The sequence below is a fragment of the Kitasatospora sp. MAP5-34 genome, from assembly GCF_029894335.1.
GTDB lineage: Bacteria > Actinomycetota > Actinomycetes > Streptomycetales > Streptomycetaceae > Kitasatospora.
In genome coordinates this window covers 295,177-318,267 of record NZ_JARXZC010000002.1, presented here as the reverse complement: position 1 = coordinate 318,267, position 23,091 = coordinate 295,177, and the positions used below count along the sequence as shown (strand labels likewise).

The 23,091-nt window shown below is 72.7% G+C and carries 19 protein-coding genes; 11 read left to right on the top strand and 8 right to left on the bottom strand.

The features are described 5' to 3' along the window. Positions 1-48 precede the first annotated feature (48 nt). The 3 genes from P3T29_RS03370 to P3T29_RS03360 form a co-directional block, all read right to left on the bottom strand. On the bottom strand, positions 49-1,689 hold the full coding sequence (locus P3T29_RS03370) for a S53 family peptidase (protein ID WP_280714706.1): 1,641 nt from the start codon (positions 1,687-1,689) through the stop codon (positions 49-51). A gap of 165 nt (positions 1,690-1,854) precedes the next feature. Next, complete coding sequence (locus tag P3T29_RS03365) at positions 1,855-4,707, bottom strand: LuxR family transcriptional regulator (RefSeq protein WP_280714705.1); 2,853 nt, start codon at positions 4,705-4,707, stop codon at positions 1,855-1,857. 292 nt (positions 4,708-4,999) lie between these two features. Beyond that, on the bottom strand, positions 5,000-6,796 hold the full coding sequence (locus P3T29_RS03360; RefSeq protein WP_280714704.1) for a regulator: 1,797 nt from the start codon (positions 6,794-6,796) through the stop codon (positions 5,000-5,002). Between the two features lie 299 nt (positions 6,797-7,095). On the opposite strand from P3T29_RS03360, the gene P3T29_RS03355 reads away from it, so the two are divergent. The 7 genes from P3T29_RS03355 (at position 7,096) to P3T29_RS03325 (ending at position 14,529) form a co-directional block, all read left to right on the top strand. Next, entirely contained in the window at positions 7,096-7,857 is a 762-nt protein-coding gene (locus P3T29_RS03355) for a 3-hydroxybutyrate dehydrogenase (protein WP_280714703.1), read from the top strand. A gap of 30 nt (positions 7,858-7,887) precedes the next feature. Then, a complete protein-coding gene (locus P3T29_RS03350) occupies positions 7,888-9,225 on the top strand; it encodes an MFS transporter (protein WP_280714702.1) in 1,338 nt (445 codons plus the stop codon). A 77-nt stretch (positions 9,226-9,302) separates the two neighbouring features. Beyond that, entirely contained in the window at positions 9,303-11,183 is a 1,881-nt protein-coding gene (locus P3T29_RS03345) for a GAF domain-containing protein (protein ID WP_280714701.1), read from the top strand. Positions 11,184-11,308: 125 nt separating this feature from the next. Next, positions 11,309-12,106, top strand: coding sequence for a lipoyl(octanoyl) transferase LipB (lipB, locus tag P3T29_RS03340; RefSeq protein ID WP_280714700.1), 798 nt, complete (start codon positions 11,309-11,311; stop codon positions 12,104-12,106). A gap of 132 nt (positions 12,107-12,238) precedes the next feature. Further along, positions 12,239-13,192, top strand: a complete 954-nt coding sequence (locus tag P3T29_RS03335) for a lipoyl synthase (protein WP_280714699.1) — start codon at positions 12,239-12,241, stop codon at positions 13,190-13,192. A gap of 260 nt (positions 13,193-13,452) precedes the next feature. Next, the gene (locus P3T29_RS03330) at positions 13,453-13,650 is read left to right on the top strand and encodes a hypothetical protein (protein ID WP_280714698.1); all 198 of its coding nucleotides are present in this window, start codon (positions 13,453-13,455) and stop codon (positions 13,648-13,650) included. 189 nt (positions 13,651-13,839) lie between these two features. Continuing rightward, positions 13,840-14,529 carry a DUF4191 domain-containing protein gene (locus tag P3T29_RS03325; protein ID WP_280714697.1) on the top strand — a complete coding sequence of 230 codons (690 nt, stop codon included), beginning with the start codon at positions 13,840-13,842 and terminating at the stop codon, positions 14,527-14,529. A 219-nt stretch (positions 14,530-14,748) separates the two neighbouring features. On the opposite strand, the gene P3T29_RS03320 is transcribed toward P3T29_RS03325, so the two are convergent. Continuing rightward, the gene (locus P3T29_RS03320) at positions 14,749-15,216 is read right to left on the bottom strand and encodes an RDD family protein (RefSeq protein ID WP_280714696.1); all 468 of its coding nucleotides are present in this window, start codon (positions 15,214-15,216) and stop codon (positions 14,749-14,751) included. 345 nt (positions 15,217-15,561) lie between these two features. Between P3T29_RS03320 and glnA the strand changes: the two genes are divergently transcribed. Together glnA and pip are read left to right on the top strand one after the other, a co-directional pair. Further along, positions 15,562-16,974 carry a type I glutamate--ammonia ligase gene (glnA, locus tag P3T29_RS03315; protein ID WP_280714695.1) on the top strand — a complete coding sequence of 471 codons (1,413 nt, stop codon included), beginning with the start codon at positions 15,562-15,564 and terminating at the stop codon, positions 16,972-16,974. A 481-nt stretch (positions 16,975-17,455) separates the two neighbouring features. Next, positions 17,456-18,436: a prolyl aminopeptidase gene (gene pip / locus P3T29_RS03310; RefSeq protein ID WP_280714694.1), complete on the top strand. Its 981-nt coding sequence runs from the start codon at positions 17,456-17,458 to the stop codon at positions 18,434-18,436. A gap of 84 nt (positions 18,437-18,520) precedes the next feature. Here pip and P3T29_RS03305 read toward each other — a convergent pair whose 3' ends face one another. The 4 genes from P3T29_RS03305 to P3T29_RS03290 form a co-directional block, all read right to left on the bottom strand. Further along, a complete protein-coding gene (locus tag P3T29_RS03305) occupies positions 18,521-18,724 on the bottom strand; it encodes a cold-shock protein (protein WP_280714693.1) in 204 nt (67 codons plus the stop codon). Between the two features lie 193 nt (positions 18,725-18,917). Then, complete coding sequence (locus tag P3T29_RS03300; RefSeq protein ID WP_280714692.1) at positions 18,918-19,103, bottom strand: DUF6011 domain-containing protein; 186 nt, start codon at positions 19,101-19,103, stop codon at positions 18,918-18,920. Between the two features lie 46 nt (positions 19,104-19,149). After that, positions 19,150-20,337, bottom strand: coding sequence for a PP2C family protein-serine/threonine phosphatase (locus tag P3T29_RS03295; RefSeq protein WP_280714691.1), 1,188 nt, complete (start codon positions 20,335-20,337; stop codon positions 19,150-19,152). A 204-nt stretch (positions 20,338-20,541) separates the two neighbouring features. Further along, positions 20,542-21,759, bottom strand: a complete 1,218-nt coding sequence (locus P3T29_RS03290) for a cytochrome P450 (protein ID WP_280714690.1) — start codon at positions 21,757-21,759, stop codon at positions 20,542-20,544. Positions 21,760-21,967: 208 nt separating this feature from the next. Between P3T29_RS03290 and P3T29_RS03285 the strand changes: the two genes are divergently transcribed. Continuing rightward, a complete protein-coding gene (locus tag P3T29_RS03285) occupies positions 21,968-22,651 on the top strand; it encodes a lytic transglycosylase domain-containing protein (protein ID WP_280714689.1) in 684 nt (227 codons plus the stop codon). Positions 22,652-22,729: 78 nt separating this feature from the next. Next, on the top strand, positions 22,730-23,089 hold the full coding sequence (locus P3T29_RS03280) for an ArsC/Spx/MgsR family protein (RefSeq protein ID WP_280714688.1): 360 nt from the start codon (positions 22,730-22,732) through the stop codon (positions 23,087-23,089). Positions 23,090-23,091: the final 2 nt, after the last annotated feature.

Sequence of the window (23,091 nt, the reverse complement as noted above, 5' to 3'; positions counted from 1 at the left end):
CATCAGTTCATTGGTGGTGACGCGGTGCTGGATTCACCAGTGCTGGACTCAGCCGAGCTTGGCCTTCAGGAAGTTCGCGCCGTTGTAGGAGCCCCAGCCGGTGACCTTGTCGTAGCCGGTGCCCGCGCTGTAGGCGCCGTTGCTGCCGCTGGTCACGTCGTGGAAGGCCGTGCCGTAGGCGGCGGTGCCGGCCAGCACATAGACGGTCCCGTTGGCGAAGCCGAAGGACGGCTTGCCCTTGGCCTTGGCCTCGCTGTTGTACACGGCGGCGAAGGCCGCCCAGTTGGGCGCGGCGGCGCTGGTGCCGCCGTACTGCGCCCAGGCGCCCCCGGTGTAGACCGCCCAGCCGGTGGAGGGGTCGGCGTCGGCCGCGACGTCGGGGACGGAGCGGTTGGCGCCACTGTTGACCTTGGCCTGGTAGCTCGGCGTGGCGAAGACGGAGGAGACCCCACCGCCGCTGCCGGACCAGGCGGTCTCCTTGCTCCACGCGCCGGAGGAGGAGGTGCCGAGGGTGGTGCCGCCGGCGCCGGTCACCCACGGGTCGGCCGCCGGGAAGTCGACGGAGGTGCCGCCGTTGCCCTGGTCGTCCGAGCCGCTGTCACCGGAGGCCGCGAAGACCGACTGGCCCTGCGCAGCGGCCTCCTTGAGGTCGGTGTCGACGGCGACCCGGTTGCCCGGGGTCTCGCCGGCCTCGTAGGTGCCCCAACTGATCGAGACGACCGGGACGTTGTCGCTGACCAGCTTGGCGTAGACGGCCGTCTCGCCGGCGTCGCTGTTCGGCGCCTCGTAGACCTTGACCGCAGCTCCCGGCGCCAGCGCCTGGACGACCTCGATGTCAAGCTCGACCTCGCCCTGCCCGGACAGGTCGGTGGTGCCGCCGCCCGCGTTGACCACGGTCGGGGTGCTCGGGTGCAGCGCGAAGTACTTGTCGTAGGCCGCGATGTTCGACTGCTGGTAGGCGGAGAACTCGACCAGGCCGACCGTCGACCCCTTGCCGGTGTAGCCCGCGCCGATCGTCGAGGTCAGGTTGTACGCGGCGCGCGCCTTGGCCGGGGTCAGGCCGGTGACCTTCGGCGTGGCGGTCGGGGCGCCCTGCGGGGTGCTGAAGTGGGTGTACCTGGCGAAGTCGTTGAGGCCGGAGATGTCGCTGACCTCGGCGGCGATACCGGCCGGCAGGACGGGGGCGGCGGTGTTGGCGAAGAAGTCCCGGCCGGATTTGTTGTCGTGGAAGGTCGCCAGGCCGGTGCCGAAGGCCTTCCGTACCTGGGCGGCGCTGCCGGAGGCCTCGATGGTGAGCCGGTTGGCCGACGCCGCGCCGACCTGAAGACCCTGCGCCTTCAGGTAGGCCGTGACCTTGGCGACGGTCTCCTGGGTGGCACCGAAGCGGTCGGCGAACTGATCGACTGTCAGATAGTGCTGATACTGCGCCGAGTTGGGGTCGGTGACCTGGGCCAGGAAGGCGTCCAGCCCGGCGGCGTCGCGCTGCTTGAGGCTGACGGCCAGTGATATCCGGCGGTCGGCGGCTATCTCTCCGGTGCGGGTGGAGTGGCTCACGGCCTGGACGACGTCACCCCGCAGCGCCACCTGCTGGGCGTCTGGGGTGACCGCGAAGGCCGGGGACGCGGCGAGGGCCAGAATCGGGAGCGGCGCGGCGATCAGTCCGACGAGGGGCTTGAGGCGGGACTTCACTGGGGTCCTCCTGGGGACGGTGGGGTGTCGCACTGGAGCTGATGGGCCCAACGCTAGGGATGTCGAGCCACCGTCAAAAGCGGGGATACCCTTGCCTGTTCTGTGAACGATCCGTTTCCTGCGGTTACCTCCGGTGTCGACGGGCGGGGTGTCGGTCGGGCTCCGTCAGCGGGCGGCGAGCACGCGGGCCAGGGTCATCCGGGAGCTGACGCCGAGCTTGCGGTAGATCCGGGAGAGCGTGCCCTCCACCGTCTTCACGCTGACGAAGAGCGCGGCGGCCACCTCTCGGTTGGTCGCCCCCTCCGCCACCAGGTCGGCCACCCTGTGTTCACCGGCCGTCAGCTGTTGGGCCGTCAGTCGGACCGTCGCCACGCCGGACCGGTCGCCCGGACCGAGCCGCCGCAACTCGCGCTCGGCGCGCTCCCGCAGCGGGCGTGCCGCGAGCCCGAGGCAGAGCTCACGCGCCTCCACCAGCGCGGCCCGGGCCGCCGCCCGCCGCCTGGCCCGGCGCTCCACCGCGCCCAACGCGGTGAGGGTGGCGGCCAGTTCGAGCGGCAGCTCCAGCCCGCGCAGCCGTTCGGCCGCCCCCCGCAGCAGCGTCACGCCTTCGGCCGGACGGCCGAGCGCGGCCTGCCGCAGCCCGTCCGCCCGGTCCAGTGCGGCCACCGCGCTCCCGGCGGGCGCACGTCCCGCTTCGCGCCCGAGCAGCGCACGGCCCTCCGCCAGGACCTGCGCCGCCTCGCCGTGCTCCCCCAGGGCCACCAGGCCCTCGGCCAGCAGCGCCAGCCGGTGGACCGCCGCCGCGTCGGCCAGCTCCATGTCGGCGGCCGCCGCGCGGGCCGACTGCAGGGCCTCCACGGCCAGCGCGGTCGCGGCCGGTTCGCCGGTGAGGAGGCGGGTGTGGGCGAGCACCTCCGTCGAGCGGATCAGGAAGAGCTGGTCACCGTCCGAGCTCGCGGCCTCGACCGCCTCCGCCGCCAGTTCGGCCGCCCGCCGCAGCTCCCCGCCCGCGAGTTCGGCTAGCGCGGTGGCGTACGCCGCCGGGGCGGAGCGCACGCCGCTGTCGGCGAGCAGCCGGCGGCAGCGCTCCGCCGCGTCGAGGGCGGACCGGCAGCGGCCGGCCCGTACGTCGACCCGGACGGCCGCGACCAGGGTGGCGAGCGTCTCCTCCACCTCGGCGCCCTCCGACGGGAGGGCGCGCAGTTCGGCGATCCGCGCCCGGGCGGCGGTCACCCGGTCGGCGTCCAGTTCGACGAGCGCCTGACGGCGCAGCAGCCCGGACAGCACCGCGACCGGCAGCCCGCTCTCCGCCGCGAACACGCGGGCCCCGCGCAGGGTCCGCTCGGCCTCGGCGTACTCGCCGCGCATCGCGCGGACCGTCCCGAGCAGGCCGAGGGCGGCGGCCCGGGTGGCGGCCGCGCGGGGGTCGGTGGCGGCGGGTTCGGCCGCGCTGGGTTCGGCTGCGCTGGGTTCGGCTGCGAGTTCGGCGGCCCGCGCGGCGTACTCGGCGGCGGGGGCGGTCCGGCCGCCGAGGAGCTCCCGGACGGCCGCCCAGTGCCAGAGCGGGGCCGCCAGGCCGGGGTGTCCGGCGGTGTCGAGCAGGCCGTCGCGGATCACCTCGCCGCTGTCGTGCAGCGCCTGGCCGGCCGCGCGCAGCAGCGCCAGGCGGGCCCTGGTCCGCAGAGCCAGGTCGGGTGCCGGGGTGACGCCTGGCCGGTGGTCGAGGACCGGGCGGACGGCCCGGCGGGCCTCCTCCGGCAGCCCGCCGTCGGAGGCGTACCCGGCGGCGGCCAGCAGGCGGTCCCAGCGCGGCGCGGGCGTGCCCGCCGGGGTACGGGCGGCGGCCAGCGCGGCCAGCTCGTACGCGGTCCGGTGGGCGCCCCGGCGCCGGGCCGCCACGGCGGCGCCGGTCAGTTCGGCAGCGACCGGCTCGTTCTGCTCCGGACGGGACAGGGCCAGGTGCCGGGCCCGTTCGGCGGGCTCGGGGGCGACGGCCGCCAGCGCCTGGTGGGCCCGCTGCCGCGCCGCTCGTGGCGCGTCGGCGAGCAGGGCGGCGGGCAGCAGCGGGTGCCGGAACCGCGCGCTGCCGTCGGCCGCCAGGTCCAGGATCCCGAGGGCCGCCCCCAGGGCCAGCCCGGACGGGGCGTCAGCGGCGCCGGCGGCCGTCAGCAGGGCGGTGGTGGGCCGGGCCGCCGCCGCTGCCAGCAGCAGGACGTGACGGGCCTCGTCGGGGAGGTCGCGCAGGCGGTCCAGGAGCAGCACCCGCAGCCGCTTCGGTACCGGGAGGTCCTCGCCGGGTGCGTGCGGGCCGGTGGTGCGGGCCAGTTCCAGCGCGTAGTGCGGGTTGCCGGCTGCCGCCCGGCCGATCTCGCGCAGTTCGGGGGCCAGCTGCCGCGCGCCGGGGCGGGCGGCGAGCAGCTGGGCCAACGCGGCGGGCGGCAGCGGGGGTATTCGCAGTTCGGCGGTGCCGGGCGGGCAGGGTTCGGGGGTGCCGGGTGCGCGGTCGCCGGGCAGTTCGCCCTCCGGTACGCGTTCGGTGGCCAGGACGCGTACGCCGAGCCGGCCGGCCCGGCGGGCGACGAAGTCCAGCACCTCGGCGCTCGGGCGGTCGAGCCACTGGATGCCGTCCAGCACCAGCAGCACGGGGGCCAGCGCTCTCAGCAGCTCGGCCACGGCGACCGGTACGACGAGCCGGCCGAGGTCGCCGGCCGGGTACTCGGCGCGCAGCAGGGCCGTCCGGAGTGCGGTGCGCGGGCCCGGTGCGAGCGCGTCGATCCGGTCGTCGGGGACCCGGCGGAGCAGGTCGATCAGGCTGACGAAGGGCAGCTCGCGCTCCCGCTCCGCCGGGGCGCACCGCAGGACGGTCACCCCCGAGCGCCGGGCCTCGGCGGCGAGCGCGGCCGCGACCGTGCTCTTGCCGATGCCGAGCGGCCCGTACAGGAGTACTGCGGTGTGCTCGCGCAGCAGGTCACTGGCCGTGGCCAGCAGTTCGGCCCGGCCGATCGCCCGACTCGGCATCCGCCACCCCCTCAATCTTGCTGTCATCTTCTCGTCATGAACCTGGCAACCCTGTCACCCATCCCAGCCCAGGACCTGGCTGATCGTCAACAGTCGGGTACCGGCCGGGCCTCCTCCGAAACGAGATGTTCACGGCAGCTTGATCAGAAGCACCACGGGGGCGCGTGGGGGCACCTACCGGCCGAAGGCCGGGGGAGAACTGCGCGGAACCCGAAGGCGACGACCTGTACCCTCCCGCTTCGAGCAGCCCCCGCACCCCTGTCCGCGGCCGGCGCCTGCCTACGACGGAGCGTCAGATCACCCCCGCCTGCCGGGCGGCCTCGTCGAAGGCCCGGGCCGCCTGGCTGACCCGGTACGGGGTGAGGCGGCGGTGGAAGTCGCGCAGGTACTCGACCGTACGGGTGGAGCGCATCTCACCGGCGGCGCGCAGCGCCTCCGTCGCCATCGCGCAGGCGTCGTCCACGTCGCCCATGCCCAGCCGGGCGGTGGCCAGCACCATCCGGCAGAAGATCCGGCTGCGGGCGTAGGCGGGCGCGCGCAGCCGCAGGGACTTCTCCGCGTGCTGCGCGGCGGGCCGCCACTGCTGGAGATCCCGGTAGCAGTGCGCGAACTCGTCGGCGAGCTGGGCCTCGTCGAAGAAGCGGGCCCAGGACGGCACCTCGTCGCTCGGCCGCCCGGCCGCGAGCGCGCGTTCGCAGCGGACCAGCGCGGTGGTGCAGGAGCGTACGTCGCCCATCAGCGCGTGACCGCGCGCCTCGGCGGCGTGCATCAGCGACTGGACCACGGGCGCGGCGGCCGTACCGACGCCCTGCTGCGCCACCCGGGCGAGCTGGATCGCCTCCCGACCGTGCCCGAGGTGGACGGCCTGCTGGCTCATCGTGGTCAGGACGTACCCGCCGAGCACCCGGTCCCCCGCCGCCTGCGAGAGGCGCAGCGCCTGGACGAAGTACCGCTGGGCCAGCCCGTGCGCGGCGATGTCGAAGGATGTCCAACCGGCCAGCCTGGTCAGGTCGGCGACCGCCCCGAACAGGGCCCGGCCGATCTGCTCGCCGTACCGGCCGCGCAGCATCGGCTCGGCCTCGCTCTCCAGGTAGCGGACCAGCGCCTGCCGGGCGTGCCCGCCGCCGTACGCCTGGTCGAGGGCGCGGAAGAGGTCGCCGACCGCGCGGATGGCGGCGATGTCACCCCGGCCGACGCGCAGCGGCGGCCGCTGCTCGCGCCCGGGCTGCTCGGCGGGCTCGGTGCCCGGCGGGCGGCCGGGGGTGGTGCCCCGGCTCTGCGCCGGCACCCGGCCGAGGGCGGGCAGCGGCGGTCTGACGCCGGGGACGGCCGGGCGGGGTGCGGCGGCGTCGGCCAGGCCTGGCACCGAGCCGTCCCTGGCGACGCGTTCGTCGGTCCGCCCGATCAGCCAGTCCCGGCTGGGGACGACCAGCCCGGCCGGGGTGAAGGCGATCCGGCGCAGTTCGGACTGCGAGCCGCTGTCCTTGCGCCACATGCTGGCGACGATGTCGACGGCCTCCTGCGGGGTCTCGGCGAACTCCAGCCCGGCGTAGACGGGGGCGCAGGCGTCCAGGCCGATGTCCTGGGCGGTGAAGCGGCGGCCGAGCCGGCGGGTGAAGACCTCGGCGATCAGCGCGGGGGTGGCGCCGCGTGGCTGCTGGCCGCGCAGCCAGCGGGTGACCGAGGTCTTGTCGTAGCGCAGGTCGAGCCCGTGCTCCAGGCCCAGCTGGTCGACCCGGCGGGCCAGGCCGGCGTGCGAGAACCCGGCCTCCTCGATCAGCGCCGCCAGGCGTGGGTTCTGGGTCTTGGCGGCGGCCTGAGCTGAGGTCGGGGCAGGGCTCCGTCCGGTCGGGTGCGCGGTGGGGTGCGCGGTGGCCTGTGTCGTCGCGGTTGCCGTTGCGGTGGCGGTGGCGTGCGCCGGTGCGTGCGCTCCCTGGTGCGCTGTGGTCCGCGCGCTGGTCTCGGAGGCGCCGACCGGGTCGGATGCGGGTGGAACGACGGCCCCGGCCTGCCCAGCGCGCGTGCCGAGCGGGTCGAGCGGGTCGAGCGGTCCGTACGCCGGGCTGTCGGTTGCAGGCCGTTGGGGCATATCAGTCAACACCTCTCGAGCGCCTCACCGGTCCCCCCGGTACCCGGAGCGGCGCCCCCTGTCGGGAATCGGCGTGAATGTAGCGAGCATTCTGCCGCTATGGGTGGATCTGGGCAGGCAATCCTCCGAACGGGTGAAGCAACGGCGTCCGTTGTGGGGAAGGTACGGCCGAACGTGTTTGGGTGAGAGGGCTGTTGCTCCCGCTCCGGCCCCCTGGTGGACGACACCATGAGAGCGGCCGCGTCTGTGGTGGTTCGTCACATAGGAGCGCTGCCCCGGGGTTTCTACCGTTCTCGGTCATGGACACCACCTCACCCGGCCCGCTCAGCGGCCGTACGGCACTGGTCACGGGCGCCGCCTCCGGCATCGGCCGGGCCTGCGCCGAGGCGTTCGCCGAGGCCGGTGCGCGGGTCTACGTCGTCGACCTGGCGGACGGCCCGGCCCGGGAACTCGCGGAGCGGATCGGCGGCGTGGCGCACGTCGCGGACCTGGCCGACCCGGAGGCGGTGGAGGCGCTGCCGGACGACGCCGACATCGTCGTCAACAACGCGGGCCTCCAGCATGTCGCGCCCCTGCACGAGTTCCCACCCGAGCGGTTCACGCTGATCCAGCGGGTGATGGTGGAGGCGCCGTTCCGGATCCTGCGCCGCACCCTGCCGCACATGTACGGCCAGGGCTGGGGACGGATCGTCAACATCTCCTCCGTGCACGGCCTGCGGGCCAGCCCGTTCAAGTCCGCCTACGTCACCGCCAAACACGCCTTGGAGGGGCTGAGCAAGACGGCGGCCCTGGAGGGCGCCCCCTACGGCGTGACCAGCAACTGCATCAACCCCGCCTACGTCCGCACCCCGCTGGTCGAGCAGCAGATCGTCGCTCAGGCGGCCGCCCACGGCATCCGCGAGGACGAGGTGGTGGAGCGGATCATGCTCGACCGCACCGCCGTGAAGCGCCTGATCGAACCCGAGGAGATCGCCGGGCTCGCGCTCTGGCTCTGCTCGCCGCACGCCTCGTACCTCACCGGCGCCAGCCTCCCCGTGGACGGCGGCTGGACGGCCCGCTGACCCACCCATCCCCGGAACCGAAGGTGACCCATGTCCAGACCCGCTCTCTGGAAGGTGGTCGGTGCCAGTCTCATCGGTACGACCATCGAGTGGTACGACTACTTCTTGTACGGAACATCCGCCGCCCTCGTGTTCGGCAAGGTGTTCTTCCCGAACACCGACCCGCTGACCGGCACCCTGCTCTCCTTCCTCACCTACGCGATCGGCTTCGCGGCCCGCCCACTGGGCGCGCTGGTCTTCGGGCACTTCGGCGACCGGATCGGCCGCAAGCGGCTACTGGTGCTGAGCCTGCTGCTGATGGGCGGCGCGACCACGCTGATCGGCTGCCTGCCGACGTACCGTCAGATCGGCGTCGCCGCACCCGTCCTGCTCACCACCCTGCGGCTGGTGCAGGGCTTCGCGCTCGGCGGCGAGTGGGGTGGGGCGGTGCTGCTGGTCTCCGAGCACGGCGACGCGAAGCGGCGCGGCTTCTGGGCCTCCTGGCCGCAGGGCGGCGCCCCCGCCGGGAACCTGCTGGCGGCCGGCGTGCTCTCGGTGCTGACCGGCGTCCAGTCGGACGCGACCTTCCTCGCCTGGGGCTGGCGGGTGCCGTTCCTGCTATCGGCGCTGCTGGTGATGGCCGGCCTGTGGATCCGGCTCTCGGTGGACGAGTCCCCGCTGTTCCAGCAGGCGCTGGCGGCGCAGCAGACGCGCGGGAAGGCCGAACAGCCCCCGCTGGTGGCCGTGCTGCGCCACCACTGGCGCGAGGTGCTGGTGGCGATGGGCGCCCGGATGGCGGAGAACATCTCGTACTACGTGATGACCACGTTCGTGCTCGCGTACGCCGTGGAGCACGTCCACCTCCCCAAGCAGACCGCGCTGAACGCCGTACTGATCGCCTCCGCGATCCAGTTCGCCCTGATCCCGCTGTTCGGCGCGCTCTCCGACCGGGTCGGCCGCAAGCCGGTCTACCTGGTGGGCGCAGTGGGCGTCGGGGTGTGGGCGTTCGTGTTCTTCGGGCTGGTGGACACCAGGAGCTTCGGCTCGCTGCTGCTCGCCGTGACGGTCGGACTGGTCTTCCACAGTGCGATGTACGCGCCGCAGGCGGCGTTCTTCTCCGAGCTGTTCGCGACCCGGATGCGCTACTCGGGCGCCTCGATCGGCGCCCAGTTCGCCTCCGTCGCGGCGGGCGCGCCCGCGCCGCTGATCGCCACCGCGCTGCTCAAGGACTACGGCACCTCGACCCCGATCTCGGTGTACATCGCGATCGCCGCCGTGATCACCGTGCTGGCACTGCTCTGCGCCAAGGAGACCAGGGGGCGCGACCTCACCGACCTCACGCCGTCCGCCCCGGAGCCCGAGCCCCTCGGACGGGCGGTCACGGCGTAGCTCCCGGAACGGTCGGTGGCGTTCGAAGTTGCCGACCGTTCCCTCCGTCCCGCCAAACCTGGCACCATGCCATCACCATGGACGCCGCACCCGCCCTCCGTAAGCTGCTCGACCTGCTCGCCTCGGGCGCCGCCACCGAGGGCTTCGGCGAGGTGCTCGCCGAAGCCCGCCACCAGGGCGCCCCCGCCGCCGTGCTCGCCGAGATCGACGAAGCCACCTGGCTGGCCCTGCGGATCCACCGGACGATGCGTCAGCACCGGCGCCGCGAGGCCGAACTGACGGCACTGTTCGACACCGCCGGAGATCTCGCCGCCTCCCGCGACCTGGACACCGTGCTGCGGGCGATCGTCCGCCGGGCCCGGCTGCTGCTGGGTACCGACACCGCATACCTCACGCTCCCCGACCCCGCCGCCGGCGACACGTACATGCGGGTCACCGACGGCTCGGTCTCGGAGCTCTTCCAGAACCTCCGGCTCAGCCTCGGCGACGGCCTCGGCGGGCTGGTCGCGCAGACCGCCCGCCCGTACGCCACGCCCGACTACCGCACCGACGGGCGGTTCCGCCATACCGGCCGGATCGACGCCGGGGTGCTGGAGGAGGGCCTGGTGGCGATCATCGGGGTGCCGCTGCTGCTCGGCGGCCGGGTGATCGGGGTGCTGTTCGCCGCCGAGCGCTCACCACGCGCCTTCTCCCCCGACGAGGTCGCGCTGCTCTGCACCCTCGCCGCGCACGCCGCGATCGCCCTGGACACCGCGAACTCGCTCGCCGGGACCAGGGCCGCCCTCACCGAACTGAACGCCGCGAACGCCGTCATCCAGGCGCACTCCGCCGCCGTCCAGCGCGCTGAGCGGGCCCACGACCGGCTCACCGACCTGGTGCTGCGCGGCGCCGAGGTCGCGGACGTCGCCGACGAGCTCGGCGCGCTGCTCGGCGGCGAGACCGCCGTCCACGACGCCGAGGGCCGGGTGCTGGCCGGACGGCCCCCGGCCGGCGACGGCCTGGCCGAGGCGGTCGCCGCGTCCCGCGCGCAGGGGCGGGCCGTCCGGCACGACGGCGGCTGGGTCTGCGTGGTGCTCGCCGGGCAGGAGCCGCTCGGCAGTCTGCTGCTGCACGGCAGACCGGACCTGGACGACGCCGACCGCCGCCTGTTCGAACGGGCCGGCGTGGTCACGGCGTTGCTCCTGCTGCTGCGCCGCTCGGTGGCCGAGACCGAGAACCGGGTCCGGGGCGAACTCCTCACCGACCTGCTCACCGCCCCCGGCCGTGACCCGGCCGGCCTCACCGCGCGCGGCCGCCGCCTCGGCGTGGACCTGGGCCGCCCGCACGTCGTGCTGGCCGCCGAGACCGCCGGACCGGACCGGTCCCGGCTCGCCGGAGCGGCTGCCCGCCACCTCTTCGGCACCCGTGGCATCAGCGCCGAGCACGGCGAGGCGGTGGTCCTGCTGCTCCCCGCCGACGGCGCCCGCTCCCCCGGCCAGGCCGCCGAGCAGGCCGCCGACCGCCTCGCCTGCCTCACCGGCGCCCCCGTCACCGTCGGCGCGGGCCGGGTCGCCACCGGCCCCCTGGCGCTCGCCGCCGCCCACGCGGAGGCGCTGCGCTGCGTACGGGCCCTGCGGGTGCTCGGCCGGGACGGCGACGGCGCGTCGGCCGACGGCCTCGGCTTCCTGGGCGTACTGCTCGGCGACGGCCACGACGTGGCCGCGTTCGTCGGAACGGCCCTCGGCCCGCTGCTGGAGTACGACGCCAGACGCGGTACCGAGCTGGTCCGCACGCTGCGCGCGTACTTCGACTGCGGCGGCAGCCTGACCCGCGCCAAGGACGACCTGCACGTCCATGTGAACACCGTCGTCCAGCGCCTGGACCGGATCGAGACCCTGCTCGGCCCGGACTGGAACCACCCGGAACGCTCACTGGAACTCCAGCTGGCCCTGCGCCTCCAGCTGCTCTCGGACAGGTGAGCTCCTGCTCTCGGACTGGTGAGCTCCTGAGGGGCGCGGGAGGCTCCCCAGAGCTGCCCCCGGGCCGGGATCGCCGCAGGCGTACCCTGGCGAGGTTGGTCTCGAACGCCTGGCAAGGAGCAGCGGTGAGCGAGCACGTACGGTTCGTACGCATGGGCATAGGCGAGGAGTCGGTGCCGTACGAGGTGGCCTGGGCCGAGCAGCAGCGGCTGCACGCGCTGCGGGTCGCCGACGAGATCCCGGACACCGTGCTGCTGTTGGAGCATCCGCCGGTCTACACGGCCGGCCGCCGCACCAACCCGGAGGACTACCCGCTGGACGGCACCCCGGTGGTGCCGGTGAACCGGGGCGGCGAGATCACCTGGCACGGCCCCGGCCAGTTGGTCGGGTACCCGATCGTCAAGCTGCCGGACCCGATGGACGTGGTCGCGTACGTCCGTCGCCTGGAGGAGGCAGTGATCCGCTCCTGCGCGGAGATCGGCGTCGACACCACCCGGATCGAGGGCCGCAGCGGGGTGTGGGTGCTGGGCCAGGAGATCCCGGACGCGGTGGTGGACCCGTCGCAGGTGGTGGAGATCGGCAAGCTCACGCTGCGGATGGGCCTCCCGCTGGGCATCGACCCGCGCCTCGCGGGCCCGGAGTACGCGGCGTCGAACGCCGGGCAGCGCGGGGACGACCGCAAGCTGGCCGCGATCGGCGTCCGGGTCGCGAGGGGCGTGACGATGCACGGGTTCGCGCTCAACTGCGACCCCGACATGACCTGGTTCGACCGGATCGTGCCCTGCGGGATCCGGGACGCCGGTGTGGGTTCGCTCACCTCCGAGCTGGGCCGGGACCTCCCGGTCAGCGCCGCGCTGCCGGTGGTCGAGCGGCACCTCGCCGAGGTCTTTGCCGAGCTCGCGGAGCCCGCGCTCGCCCGCTGAACCCTGCCCGCAGCTCGGGAATCCACCGAGTTACCGGGCTGTTGCCCTACGAATGCCGGGCCCAGGCCCGGCACAAGCCGCACAAGCACAGGCGTACCCTGGGGGTACCCCGTCTAGTTCTAGGAGTCGCACGTGTCCGCTGTCGCACCTGACGGCAGGAAGCTCCTCCGTCTGGAGGTCCGCAACAGCGAGACCCCCATCGAGCGGAAGCCTGAGTGGATCAAGACCCGGGCGAAGATGGGCCCGGAGTACAACGCCCTTCACGCGCTCGTGAAGAAGGAGGGGCTGCACACCGTCTGCCAGGAGGCCGGCTGCCCCAACATCTTCGAGTGCTGGGAGGACCGCGAGGCGACCTTCCTCATCGGCGGTGACCAGTGCACCCGCCGCTGCGACTTCTGCCAGATCGACACCGGCAAGCCCGCCGACTTCGACCGGGACGAGCCCCGCCGCGTCGCCGAGTCCATCGTCACGATGGACCTCAACTACGCCACCATCACCGGCGTCGCCCGCGACGACCTGGAGGACGGCGGCTCCTGGCTCTACGCCGAGACCGTCCGCCAGGTGCACGCGCTGACCGCCGGCCGCGAGGCCGGACGGACGGGCGTCGAGCTGCTGATCCCCGACTTCAACGCCGAGCCGGACCAGCTGGCCGAGGTCTTCTCGTCCCGCCCCGAGGTGCTCGCGCACAATGTCGAGACCGTCCCGCGGATCTTCAAGCGGATCCGGCCGGGCTTCCGCTACGAGCGCTCGCTCGACGTCATCACGCAGGCCCGCGCGGCCGGCCTGGTGACGAAGTCGAACCTGATCCTCGGCATGGGCGAGACCCGCGAGGAGGTCAGCCAGGCGCTGGCCGACCTGGTCGGGGCCGGCTGCGAACTGATCACCATCACCCAGTACCTGCGGCCTTCGCTGCGCCACCACCCGGTCGAGCGCTGGGTGAAGCCGCACGAGTTCGTGGAGCTGCAGGAGGAGGCCGAGGAGCTCGGCTTCGCCGGTGTGATGTCCGGGCCGCTGGTCCGCTCCTCGTACCGCGCCGGACGGCTGTACCGCCAGGCGCTGGAGCACCGCGCCAAGGCTGCGGTCTGACCATACGGTCTGCTCGGCGGTTCAGCAGTTCATCTGTTCAGGAGTTCAGCAGTTCGGGAGCGGCGGGGTGGGCACGGTTGCCCGCCCCGCCGCTGCCGTTCGGAATCGGCTCGCGTCCGCTTCCGCCCGGCTCCACCCGGTTCCGCCTCGAGTACGTCAGGCTTTCATCAGGCTTTGACGACGGGGTCACCGACCGGTAACACCGCGCGGCCAAGATGAAAGAGTCCCGGTTCCGCAGGCATCGAGGGGAGTTGCTCGGCATGCAGGGTAGGCAGGTAGCAGGTGGTGCGGCACGGCGCGGATTCGCGCTGGGCCAGGTCCGCTCGGTCGGCGACGCCCTGCGGCTCGCCGAGAACGTACTGCTGGCCGGCGGTCAGCGGCAGGCCCAGCGGAACGCCTGGGCGTCCGTCTGCGAGAACCGCCGGTACGCGGCGGACCGGGAGCACGGCGCGGCCTGACCACCCGCACGGGGGCGAACTCGTCCGGTACGTCCCGGTGTGTCCTGGCCTGTCCTGGTAGGTGTCGGTGCGGCTCGGCCGGTCTCGGCAGGCCCGGCCGGTCTCGGTGAGGCTTCCGATCGGTTGCCCTTTCGACTGGTTGGGGGCGCCCTTGGATATCCCGCGGCCGGGCCACGTACCATGAGCGTTATGGCGAGGGAAACATCCGAGAACCCCGGGCGACTCAAGCAGATCCGCACGGCGTACCAAATGACCAAGAAGGTCGACACCAAGATCGGCCTGATCATCGCAGGCGTCGGCCTCATTGTCTTCGGCGTGTTCCTCGCCATCGGCTTTGCGATCGACCACCCCATCTACCTGGGCATCCTGGGCTTCATCGTGGCCGTCCTGGCCATGGCGATCGTCTTCGGACGGCGCGCCGAGCGCGCGGCCTTCGGTCAGATGGAGGGCCAGCCGGGCGCGGTTGCGGCGGTGCTGAGCAACATCAAGCGCGGCTGGAGCGCCAACCCGACCCCGGTCGCGGTCACCCGCAGCCAGGACGCGGTCTACCGCGCGGTGGGCCGTCCCGGGATCGCGCTGATCGGTGAGGGCAACCCGAACCGGGTCCGCCCGCTGCTGGCGGCCGAGAAGAAGAAGATGTCCCGGGTGGTCGGTGACATCCCGGTGCACGACATCATGGTCGGCGACAGCGAGGGGGCGATCCCGCTCAAGAAGCTGCAGATCACCCTGATGCGCCTGCCCCGCTCCATCACGCCGGCCCAGGTCACCGAGACCAACGACCGCCTGCGCGCCCTGGGCGACCTGCTCTCCAAGGCGCCGATCCCCAAGGGCCCGATGCCCAAGGGTGCCCGGATGCCCAAGGGCGGCCAGGCCCGCTGACCGCTCCCGCTCGACCCGGCACAACGGCCCCGCCGCGAATCCTCGCGGCGGGGCCGTTTCACGTCGGGGGCTCCGCCGGCGGGCAAACATGGACAGGGGGCGCGTGGGGGTACCTCCCGGCCGAAGGCTGGGGGAGAACTGCGCGAAATCGGAAGGCAACCACCTGTGCCCTACCGCTTCGTGCAGGTCCCCGCGCCCCCGTTGTGGTCGGCGGCCGGCCTAGACACGGACCTCGATCGTGCCGACGGCCTTGTCGTGCAGTCCACGGCTGTCGCGGTCCCAGACCAGGGCGGGCACCACCAGGCAGAGCAGCAGGGTCCGCAGCAGCACCTGCGGGATGGTGGCGCGGGCGCCGCCCAGCCGGACCACCCGCAGACCGAACAGCCGCTTGCCGACGGTCGTGCCGACGGTGGCGAGCAGCAGCACCGTCACCGCGTAGAACAGCGGTGTGGTCCACAGGTTGGCCACCGACTGGTTGCCGTGCGCGAGCAGGCCGTAGGCGACCAGGCTGCAGAGCCAGCCGTCGACGAACAGCGCGCCGATCCGGCGGCCGGGGCCGGCCAGCGAGCCGGGGCCCTCCTTGGGCAGGCCGAGGCGCTCGCCGCGGTAGCCGAAGTCGGCGCCCATCTTCTCGGCCGCGGCCTTCGGGCCGTCGATCCACGATCCCAACGCTTCTCTGGTGTCCACGAATCCACACTATCCGGGCAGCACGGGCGATCTTCGAGCACCTCCCCCCGCGCCACGCCCGTACCTTGCCCACGCCACGCCCGCACCAGACCCGAGCCATGCCCTACTGCCGGCCGGCCCGCTGCGTACTGCCCCCGTGCGGGTGAATCGTGCCGCGCCACCGGCAACCAGTGGTCCAGACCACTGGTCGGACAGCACCCCGACCGGCGAAGCGTTTTGCCCGGAAGCGCGGGCCTTTGGCACCTGCGTGGCAGGCTTGGTTAACATTCAGGAAACGGTGAGGTCACCGACCGGAAACGGCCGATTCCTATCGTGAGCCACCAAACCGCACGCTGAGGAGGATGGATGTTCAACAACGCCGCCGAAGTGAAGCAGTACATCGCCGACAACGACATCAAGTTCGTGGATGTCCGGTTCTGCGACCTGCCAGGCGTCATGCAGCACTTCTCCGTGCCGGCCGCGACCTTCGACCCGTCCGAGACCCTGATGTTCGACGGCTCCTCGATCCGTGGCTTCCAGGCCATCCACGAGTCCGACATGGCCCTCGTGCCGGACCTCTCCACGGCCCGCCTGGACCCGTTCCGCAAGGCGAAGCACCTCAACATCAACTTCTTCATCCAGGACCCGATCACGGGCGAGGCCTACAGCCGCGACCCGCGCAACGTGGCGAAGAAGGCCGAGGCGTACCTCGCCTCCTCCGGCATCGCCGACACCGCCTACTTCGGGCCCGAGGCCGAGTTCTACGTCTTCGACTCGGTGCGGTTCGAGACCACCGCCAACGCCTCGTACTACCACATCGACTCCGAGGCCGGGGCCTGGAACTCCGGCTCGACCGAGGGCGACGTACGCGGCTACAAGGTCAAGTACAAGGGCGGCTACTTCCCGATCCCGCCGGTCGACCACTTCGCCGACCTGCGCGCCGAGATGTCCCTCGAGCTGGCCGCATCCGGACTCGAGGTCGAGCGCCAGCACCACGAAGTCGGCACCGCCGGGCAGGCCGAGATCAACTACAAGTACAACACCCTGCTGCACGCGGCCGACGACCTGATGCTGTTCAAGTACATCATCAAGAACGTCGCCTGGCGGAACGGCAAGACGGCCACCTTCATGCCGAAGCCGATCTTCGGCGACAACGGCTCCGGCATGCACGTCCACCAGTCGCTCTGGACCGAGGGCACGCCGCTCTTCTATGACGAGCAGGGCTACGCGGGCCTGTCCGACACCGCCCGCTACTACATCGGCGGCCTGCTCAAGCACGCGCCGTCGCTGCTCGCCTTCACCAACCCCTCGGTGAACTCGTACCACCGTCTGGTCCCCGGCTTCGAGGCCCCGGTCAACCTGGTCTACTCCCAGCGCAACCGCTCAGCCGCGATCCGCATCCCGATCACCGGCTCCAACGCCAAGGCCAAGCGCATCGAGTTCCGCGCCCCGGACCCGTCCTCCAACCCCTACCTGGCCTTCTCCGCCATGCTGATGGCCGGCCTCGACGGCATCAAGAACAAGATCGAGCCCCTGGAGCCGGTCGACAAGGACCTGTACGAGCTGGCCCCCGACGAGCACGCCTCCGTCCCCCAGGTCCCCGCCTCCCTCCCAGCCGTCCTGGAAGCCCTGGAAGCCGACCACGAGTACCTCCTCGCCGGCGGGGTGTTCACCCCCGACCTGATCGAGACCTGGATCGACTTCAAGCGCACCAACGAGATCGCCCCGATCGCGCTGCGGCCGCACCCGCACGAGTTCGAGCTGTACTTCGATCTGTAGAGGTCGTTTGGCCTGCACAAACGCAAATATCCGATTCCGTCGCTGCAGCTCGGCAAGGCTCTGAGCTGCAGCGACGGTTTCGTGGGAGGCCCTGCAGTACGGGGCCGGGCTACCCCCGGCCGCCTACACCCGGGGGCAACTGCCGACCCGTCTCAAGGGCCACGCCGAGACCGGCGCGGCCCAGCCGCTGTTCACCGTCTGAGCAGTGGTCAGGTAGCGGAACGACTGTCGGGCGCGAGGTCCCGGCACCCGCTCTTCGGCGCGATGGTGAGGCGGGCGGCGATCTGCCGGTGTGCGGCGGTGCCCGCCCGCAGCCAGGTGTTGGGCCGGCGAAGCTCCCAACGTGAGCGGTCCGGGCCCTCATCTCCCTTACGATCTCCGCCAGTTGGCCGACCAGGCGCTGTTGAAAATCGGGAGACGTCGTTCCAGGCGCCGACTAACCTGGCGAGCTTGTTCTTCGCGCCTTCAGGAGGAGACCGTCATGTACCAACCGTCCCCACTGGCCGAACCGTACGCACGCGGCCTCCTCGACGTCGGCGACGGCAACCAGATCTACTGGGAAACGCACGGCAACCCCGACGGAAAGGCCGTACTTTCCGTACACGGCGGCCCCGGGGCAGGCGGGCGGCGCAGTGGCGGAGGGCGGCCCCGCAGGGGCGGGGTGTTCGATCCCGAGGTCTACCGGGTCGTCGAGTTCGACCAGCGTGGCTGCGGTGAGAGCCGGCCGCACGCCTCCGATCCGGCCGTCGGCCTCGAGCACAACACCACCGAACACCTCATCGCCGACATGGAACGGCTGCGCGAGCACCTGGGCATCGAGCGCTGGCTCCTCTACGGCGGCTCCTGGGGCTCGACCCTGATCCTCGCCTACGCCCAGCGCCACCCCGAGCGGGTCTCCGAGATCGTCGTCATCAGCGTCTTCACGGCTCGGCCGGAGGAGACCGACTGGCTCTACCACGGCGTCGGACGGCTGCTGCCCGGCCCGTGGGAGGCGTTCCGCGACGCACTGCCGGCCGCGGACCGGAACGGCAACCTCGTGGCAGCCTACGACCGGCTGCTCAACAGCCCGGACGAAGCCGTCCGGTTCAAAGCGGCGCGGGACTGGTGCACCTGGGAGGACGCCGTCATCGCCCACGAGGCACTCGGCAACCCGGGCTCCTACAGCGACCGGCCCGACGACGCGCTGCTGGCCTTCGTCCGGATCTGCGCACACTACTTCGCGAACAACGCCTGGCTCGAGGACGGACAACTACTCCGCGACGCACACCGGCTGGCCGGAATCCCGGGCGTACTGATCCACGGCCGGCTCGACCTCGGCTGCCCACTGAAAGCCCCCTGGGAGCTGGCCAAAGCCTGGCCGGACGCCGAGCTGAAGGTGATCGACGACTCGGGACACACCGGCAGCCCCGCCATGCGGCAAGCGACCCTGGAGGCGCTGGCACGGTTCGGCGGGAAGGAGTAGTGACTCACGGCAGGTTCTGACCAGCACGAAGCCCCCGACCCGGGCACTGTCACCCGGATCGGGGGCCACCGCGTGTTCGGGTGCTCAGGCTGGGGTGATGTTCTCCGCCTGCGGGCCCTTCGGGCCCTGGGTGATGTCGAAGTTGACCTTCTGGCCCTCCTGAAGCTCACGGAAGCCCTGAGCGGCGATGTTCGAGTAATGGGCGAAGACGTCCGGGCCGCCGCCGTCCTGCTCGATGAAGCCGAAGCCCTTTTCCGCGTTGAACCACTTCACTGTGCCCGAAGCCATGGTGTTGCCCCTTCAGCCTTTACGGACCGTACTCGGCCCATCGCGAGACAGCCATACCCCGGGGGCCACGAGCTGAACGCCGCCGAATGGGTGGCTCTCCGCGCAGCGCGACGCCCCGGCTTCGTCCTCGGGCTTCCGCGTACCGTCCTTCGCCCTGGAAACAGGGGCCCAGCCGGCCCCGAATCCCCCGGGGTCACAGCCCCGGCAGGGTCTCCTGGTCGCCCGGGACGGCGCGGGGTGCGGTGTCGGGGCCTCGGCACTCGGGGCCGAGGCGGAGGATGCGGGATTCGGGGTCGTGGAGGGGGCGGGCGCAGCGGCGGCAGCGGACGGTCTGCGGCAGCAGGGGCGGGATCGGGGGGATCAGAGCGGGCTCGGACATCCCCACAGTCTGCCCGGTGAGCCCCGTCAGCCCGTCCGTCAGCCCGTCAGCCGATCGGGCTGAGGGCGAGGACGGCGAGGTCGTCGGTAAGCGGGCTGGAGTGGCGGCGGACGTCCTGGTCGAGGAAGGCGACGACGTCCTCCGGGTCGGTGCCGCCCAGGGCGGTGAGGCGTTCGGTGAGCGGATAGAAGGCGCCGGCGGTGTCGCGGGCCTCACTGACGCCGTCGGTGTGCAGGAGGAGGGTGTGACCGGGCGGGAGGGGGATCGTGACGGGCCGGGCCGGCCGGTCGGAGCCGAGCTGTCCGAGGCCGAGCGGCAGGTATTCGGGGCACTCGACGGGCCGTACCCGGGTCGGGGTCAGCAGGACCGGGGCGAGGTGACCCCGGTTGACCACCTCACACTCGCCGGAGCCGGCCCGGTGCTGGAGCAGGACGGCCGTGACGAAGAGTTCGTCGTCGCCGCGCTCGCCGGCCTCGCGGAGCACCTGGCGGTCGAGAAGTTCGGCGAGGTCCGCCAGATCCGGCGTCTCGTGCGCGGTGGCGCGGAACGCGCCGAGCACGTCGGCCACCGTCCGGACCGCCTCCAGGCCCTTGCCCCGGACGTCGCCCAGCAGCACCCGGGTGCCGAAGCGGGTCTCGCAGACCTCGTACAGGTCACCGCCGATCGCGACGTCGGCCTGCGCCGGGCGGTACAGGCCGGCCGCCTGCAGGCCGCCGATGTGGGTGGGGACGGGCCGCAGCACCGTGCGCTGCAGGGTCTCGGCGACGGTCCGGACCCGGACCAGGTCGCGGTCCTGCCGGATGCGCTGCCAGGAGAGGACCGCGCCCATCAGTCCGGCCAGGGCCGTCGCGATGTAGATCCAGATGTGGTGCTGCTCGACGAGGTGGTCCGCCCGGGCGGCGAGCACGGCCTGCAGGCCGATCGCCACCAGGGTCGAGAAGCCGACGACGAGCGGACGCAGGCCGAAGGCCGCTATCACCGGGAGCACGGTGAGCAGGAAACCCGCCGCCACGGTGTGCGGCAGCACGATCTCCAGGCTGAGGTCCACGGCGATCAGCAGGAACGGCAGGGCGACCACCCAGCGCGGCGCGCGCCAGCTCTCGCCCACGATGACGTTCCCGCGCGCCGCGACGGTCGCGGGGCTGTGCCGGGGCGTGGCAGGAGTACGGGGTGCGGGCTGCCGACGTGCGGGCTGCTGGGGTGCGGCGGGCCGCGACTGGACGGGCGCGGACAAACTGACCTCCTCGGCCGGGCGGGACGATGTCCTGTCGGCGCCTTGCGCGGCGCGGGTCGGGCACGTCGAGCGCGCGGCGTGAACCTCCCCTCCATGGTCGCCAAGGCGGCGACCCCGGGGCGATGGCGAAAGTCCCGCCCGGACGGGACCAAAGACCCGGTTACGCCGCACCCCAACCTCAGAGCCTGGATGTGAACCTGGCGCTCAGCGCACGGCGACCGGCAGGCTCTGGTAGCCGCGCAGCACGAGGCGGTCCCGGCGGACGGGCGGTCCGGCCGGGGCCAGCCGCGGGAAGCGGGACAGCAGCGCCGGCAGCGCGACCGTGCCCTCCAGCCGGGCGAGCTGGGCGCCGAGGCAGAAGTGCGACCCGCCGCCGAAGCTGAGCGGGCGGCTGTCCCGGCGGGTGGGGTCGAAGCGGTCGGGGTGTTCGTAGCGGAGCGGGTCGCGGTTGGCCGCGCCGATCAGCAGGAGCGCCATGCAGCCGTACGGGACCTCGATCTCGCCGATGCGCAGGCCGTCGGCGAGCGAGATGCGGGAGGTGAGCTGGACGGGCGAGTCGAAGCGCAGCACCTCGTCGGTCAGGCCCGCCGCCGTCACGGTGCCGGACCGCAGCCCGGCCGCCGCCTCGGGATGGTCGAGCAGCAGGGCGAGGCCGTTGCCGAGCAGGTTGGTGGTGGTCTCGAAGCCGGCCACCAGCAACAGCACCAGGTTGGCGAGCAGTTCCTGCCCGGAGAGCCGGCCGGGGTCGGCGTCGGCGACCTGGACCAGCGCGCTGACCAGGTCGTCCTGCGGGTGGGCGCGGCGCCGGGCGGCCAGCGCGGTGAAGTAGCCGGCGAGTTCGTCGGCCGCGTCGTCGGCGGCGGCCAGCTCGGCTTCCTCGGCGATGATCTCCAGCGAGACCGTCAGGTCGGAGGCCAGGGTCCGGAACAGGTGGCGGTCGGCCTCCGGTACGCCGAGCAGCTCGCAGATGACGCCGACGGGGAGCCGGTAGGCGAAGGTGTCCATGAAGTCGACGGGCGTACCGTCGGCGCCCTGCTCGGCCATCTCGTCGAGCAGCCGGTGCACGGCCGCGACCACGGCGGGCTCCAGTGCGGCGACCCGGCGGGCGGTGAAGACCGAGGCGATCAGCGAGCGCATCCGGGAGTGGTCCGGCTCGTTCCGCTCCAGGATCGACCGACTGAACATGATCTTCGAGGAGTGGTCGGTGAAGCCCTCCTCCCACCGCGTTCGCACCTCCAGGTCCGGGACCTGGAAAGCCCCGTCGCGCAGCGCCTCGTTGACCTCCCGGTACCCGACCGCCATGACCAGGGCCTCGTCGGTGGTCGTCACGGGACCGAGTTGGCGGGCCTGTTCGTACAGCGGGTACGGGTCCCCCCGGCCTGCCACCGTCATCAGCTGTTCCAGGATCGCCGCGCCGTCCATCGCCACTCCTCCCCGGGATCCCTGAGATCCCGGAATCCCTGACATCACCGGGGCGCCTCGACCCCGGTTACTGTTCGGTAAACGCCGTGTGATCCAGCTGAGTTCCGGCCGGATCCCGGTACGGGAGCGGCCCTGGACCCGGTCGGACCGGGCCGGATCCGGCCGAGGCCGGCCGCAGCGGGCCTGCGGCCCGGGAGATGCTTGGGCCATGAGCAGCGAAAAGGCGCCGACCAGCGACGACGGGACGGGCGGCGAAAAGGCGATGACCGGCGAGGACGGGATGAGCGGTGACGGTGGGACGACCGGCCAGGACGGGACGACCGGCCAGGACGGGACCCGGCGACGGACGGGACGGCGGTGGATCGTCTGGCTGACCGCGCTGGCCGTACTGCTGAGCGGTGGGGTGGTCGTCGTGGTGCTGGTGGTGCGGGCGCACGAGAAGGTGACCGTGCCGACCGCGCTGGTGCCGCTGATCGACGCGGCGGCCAAGACCTGCCCGGCCGTCACGCCCTCGCTGCTCGCCGCCCAGCTCTACGCCGAGTCGCACTTCCGGGCGTCCGCCGTCTCCTCGGCCGGGGCCGAAGGCATCGCCCAGTTCACCCCGGAGACCTGGGCGGAGTGGGGTGTGGACGGGAACGGCGACGGCGTCAAGGACGTGTTCGACCCCGCCGACGCGATTCCCGCGCAGGCGAAGTACGACTGCTGGCTCGCCCGGCAGGTCGCCTCGGTGCCGGGCAACGCGACCGACAACATGCTCGCCGCCTACAACGCGGGCCCGGGCAAGGTCACCCAGCACCAGGGGGTGCCGCCGTACCCGGAGACGCGGGCGTACGTGAGCACGATCGTCAAGTACGCCGCGCAGTTCGGCTACCTCGACCGACCGGCAAAGTGACCGGGTGGCGTGACCTCGGGCCCCGGGCCCCGGGCGTGACCGGTCGGCTCGGGGGCGCCGATCTCCTACCCTGTGGGGATGGAGATCTGGATCAACCCGCGATGCGGGAAGTGCCGCAGCGCGCTCACCGAGTTGGACGCCGTCGGCGCCGAGTACACCGTCCGCCGCTACCTGGAGGACCCGCCGACCGCCGCCGAGCTAGAGCAGGTGCTGGAGCGGCTCCTGCTCGAGCCGTGGGACATCACCCGGCTGGACGAGCAGCCGGCCAAGGACCTGGGCATGAAGAAGTGGACGCGCACGAACACCGACCGCACACGCTGGATCGCCGCGCTGGCGGAGCACCCGATCCTGATCCAGCGCCCGATCATCACCGCCGATGACGGGCACGCCGTGGTGGCCCGGACGCCGGAGGTACTGAAGTCCGTACTGCCGAGCTGAGC